General features: G+C 51.3%; 1 protein-coding gene and 1 pseudogene. One reads left to right on the top strand and one right to left on the bottom strand.

All coding sequences use genetic code 11. The annotated features are described in order from the left end of the window. Positions 1–144: pseudogene (locus ACTHUR_RS13150) on the bottom strand (histidine phosphatase family protein); the annotation flags it as partial. 65 nt (positions 145–209) lie between these two features. Here ACTHUR_RS13150 and ACTHUR_RS13145 point away from each other — a divergent pair. Then, positions 210–815, top strand: a 606-nt coding sequence (locus ACTHUR_RS13145; protein ID WP_440398957.1) for a DDE-type integrase/transposase/recombinase, incomplete at its 3' end; no start/stop codon positions are given.

The following is an 815-nucleotide window of genomic DNA, read 5'->3' as shown; positions in this document are numbered from 1 at the left end:
ATCGTAAAGGGCGGCCATTGCACGTACTGCCAATTGTTCAAAGGTTTCGCCACCATTGCTTAATGCTTTATAAGCTGCCGGGTCATTGGTCAGTTGTGTGAATTCTGTTAGCTTCCGCAGGTCAGCGATCTGCATACCTTCCCAACTTCCAAATGATTGTGTAGAAACTAGTAGCGTGGTTTACAGTATTTCCAGGAGAATACTGAAACATGAACATGCACAAAAACACCCGTCTCACCCCTCACCACCGCCAAGCCATTTGGCTGGCCTACACGCATTGGAAGGAAAGCGTCACCTCCCTGGCACGCCGCTACCAAGTCAGCCGCGTCACCATTTACCGCGCACTTAAAGCCGCAAGAGGCAGACTGCTCAAACCCCAAACCAGTACCAACAACCGTTTCAAACAGGCAAAATACGGAATGAAACGCCTGGCCAAGGTAGAACGCGGCATTCAGGAAAAACTCAAAAGGCAGGCCAAACGCTACAATAAATCCTACCCCGGAGAGCTGGTACATCTCGATACCAAACGGCTGCCGCTGCTCAAAGGGCAGAAAGCCACCGATAAGCGGGATTACCTGTTTGTCGCCATTGACGATTTCTCAAGGGAGCTATACGCCGCCATTTTGCCGGACAAAACCGCAGACAGCGCCGCCAAGTTTCTGACCGAACACCTGATTGATCCCTGCCCATATCTGATTGAGTGCGTTTACTCCGACAACGGTACGGAATACAAAGGCTCGGCCAACCATGCTTTCGGTGTAGCCTGTTATGAGAACGGGATTGGTCAAAAGTTTACCCGGGTTGCCCGTCCGCAG

The sequence above is a fragment of the Neisseria sp. P0021.S007 genome, from assembly GCF_051956855.1.
This window is presented reverse-complemented; position numbering and strand designations above follow the sequence as displayed.